Genomic DNA, 349 nt, shown 5'->3' with positions numbered 1-349 from the left:
ATTGCAAAGCTTCTAGGGCATCTTGGAGAAGTTGCAAGTGGCGATCGCTTCCGACTCGATTTAAAACTACTCCCGCAAATTTGAGACGCGGATCAAAGGAACGGAAACCGTGCGCGATCGCAGCCACCGAACCCGACAACCTGCTGCAATCTAACACCAACAATATCGGCAAATCCAACAGCCGCGCAACGTGAGCCGTACTTGCAAAAGTGACCGGAGATTGGGAATCTTGCCCAGTTCCCAGTTTCCAGTTCCCAGTCCCCTCCACACCATCAAAAAGCCCCATCACCCCTTCTACCAAGGCGTACTCTACCGCCTGAGTATGACGGGCAAAACATTCCTGCACATA

General features: G+C 52.1%; 1 protein-coding gene. It reads right to left on the bottom strand.

Annotated features, from left to right (window positions below; translation table 11 throughout):
- Window positions 1-349, bottom strand: a 349-nt coding sequence (locus tag FLQ44_RS18235) for a nucleotide-binding protein (protein WP_439144949.1), incomplete at both ends; no start/stop codon positions are given.

It is taken from the genome of Vogesella mureinivorans, assembly GCF_007644035.1.
GTDB lineage: Bacteria > Pseudomonadota > Gammaproteobacteria > Burkholderiales > Chromobacteriaceae > Vogesella > Vogesella mureinivorans.
The sequence above is the reverse complement of the archived record's forward strand: the minus strand, read 5'-3'. Positions and strand labels throughout refer to the sequence as shown.